Genomic DNA, 2399 nt, shown 5'->3' with positions numbered 1-2399 from the left:
AGAGCACGCTACCGGCCACACCGCCCGGTGGCCCCCAAAGGCAATAACGGTGGCCCCCAGGCGCGCTAATACTCACGTGCTCAACTGGCCGGAAATGGTGCCGAACTGGTCGGTAAATTAGCGCTGAAATGGCCGGCTTCAAATTGACAAAACACACACGGCACAGGAAACCTGTCAGCGGACAGTGAGAAGCGGCCCACACGCGGCCACTGCGGAGCCCGTATACGGCCATTGGCCAATGGCCGCCCGCGGGCAGGCGTCACCTCTCCAGCGGAAGAAGTTGGACCTGGAAAATGCCGTGCCGCGAGCCGCACCTCGCCGGAACCGTTTTCCTCCAGAAGTCGAAAGGTGATCGGCGTCAGCACCCTCCGGCGGTTCCCTGCAACCACAGGACAAGAACGGATGCCAGAAGGCGGCTGGCCGACCGCTGGCGCACCAGGCGCGCCGGCCTGCAGCAAGCTCATCGCCCCAGAGTCTGAAGACGGAATCCCCGCACCATCGATGCCCCAGAATCGCGAGATTGGGCTGGCCATCTGTGGGCCGCCGTTATGGCCATGCGGTTGAGAAGCCTCGATTCCCTATTGGCCGCCGGTGGGCAGTTATCCATGTCCGCCGACAGAAACCCAAGGTGCCGGGTCCCGCCACGATGGGCGTTAGTCGGGTCCCATTTTGGAATCGCGTCTTTTCAGGCCTTAAAACGACAAACACGGCGGCAGCACGACTTCGATTGATGCGAGGTCCTTATCCGATCGTCGTTGCAAGAAGAAGGCTTGGTGTGATTGATCACGAGACAGCCTCAGATTCGCAGGGACTAGAGTCTCCTCCGAACGCAGCATCGTCGTGGCGTCCGCCACAAGCCGACGTCACCCGCACTGGAGAGTCAGTTCTTGCGAAGTGTGATTCATGGGACCCGGTGTGACTTTCGCTGCGATATCTCCGACTGAGTTAGCGGCCCCCAGCCAGTTATATGTGACAACGGTGCTCTCACCCGGCTTGAGCTCAGTTGTGACCGCGCTAACGGGATAACCCGAATCTGTAGTCGGATGAAAACTGATCTCAGCGTCGTCCTGCAAAACACCAAGATTCTCCATACCAGGCACGCCATAAACAGACGTGATGGTCCTTATGTTTCCTGCGGTCACGCCGAACCATCCTCCTCCAGTTACATACGCGGGCAAAGTCGTAGCAGCATCAGCTGGTGCGGTATTTGTCAGAGTCACCTGGACTTTATAGTTGGGCCGGCCGTCGGACCTGCAAACGATGGCCCCCAAACCAACGTTTACATCAAGATAGGTCCCCATTTTGGACCCGGTGGCATCGTTAAGAAAGACGCCAAAGTTCTCGACCTCATCAGTGCTGATCGGAAGCCCACCGGCCAGCGTGGTGTCCGAAAGTACAGCCTGATCCGTTTCATGCGAGCTCCAAATCATGACGCGATCCTCATCGCCCGCCTTTGCGAAGGCGCGGATGAGCTCCGCCGGATCCGCCTGGCCAACTGCAACTGCGGTGAACACAGCGCTGGCAGCTGAGGCGAAGAAGTTATCCAACTCGTCGGGATCCGTATAGCGCGCGTAGACATCGACGAGGAGAAGTTGGACCGCGTTCTCAGCTGACAGCACATCGCCCGACGCCAGGGTGATCGGACCCGTTGCCTCAAGTACGTAGCTCAGCGTTACTGGGTCAATCGAGATGACCCCGTCTGCAACTACGCCAAATTCCAGGCGCCACATTTCGTGTGCCAGCTGCGCAGAGAGCTCGAAGTTAGGCGTCAGGGTCACATCCTGCAGATATCGTCCTGTGATGTCCCCATAAAGGGCTCGCGTATCAACCGGGAGCGGCAATACCGGATCCGGGTATTTGTAGAAGTCGACACTAGACGCCTGTTTCACGAGGGCCAAACTGCCGTTGTCGGTTCCGACCATAGCCACGGCGCCCGGTATCCCTCCGGAGGAGCGCGGTTCTGCCGGATTCTGGAAGAGCAAGAGATAGTTCCGCGGTTCCGTTGCCCCAAGCATTGCCGGCAACAACTGCGCAGCGCGATTGAGGACATCCATTCCAGCAGACGCATCCCGCAGGCCAACGGCTAGCCGCTCGTTTGCTTGCCGCACGACCGGGACCGTGTTGAGGTGCTCGATTTCGGCGGTGCGGGCGGAGGCCAGGTCGAGTGACGTCGCCGCGCTACTGATCTTGGGTTGGGCATCGATGATCGGTTGAAGATTGACGGCCCCGTCGACGGGACTGAAATCTGCCACGCTAACACTGCCAACAACGCCTATCAGCGGTTCAAGATCCTGAGCGACGTCGTCAACCACTCCTGCGATCGGGACTGCCCCCGGTTTAGTTGACTCCTAACCTGTGGAGATTCGTCTTCGCTGGAAAGATGTCATCATGCCCAAGCC

At 59.1% G+C, this 2399-nt stretch carries 1 protein-coding gene; it reads right to left on the bottom strand.

The annotated features are described in order from the left end of the window. Positions 1-863: 863 nt before the first annotated feature. The gene (locus K2F54_RS18790) at positions 864-2312 is read right to left on the bottom strand and encodes a DUF4012 domain-containing protein (protein WP_220607381.1); all 1449 of its coding nucleotides are present in this window, start codon (positions 2310-2312) and stop codon (positions 864-866) included. Positions 2313-2399 lie beyond the last annotated feature (87 nt).

The organism is Cryobacterium inferilacus (assembly GCF_019599185.1).
GTDB lineage: Bacteria > Actinomycetota > Actinomycetes > Actinomycetales > Microbacteriaceae > Cryobacterium > Cryobacterium inferilacus.
Note: the sequence above shows the minus strand (reverse complement) of the source record. Positions and strands in the feature narration are given on the sequence as shown.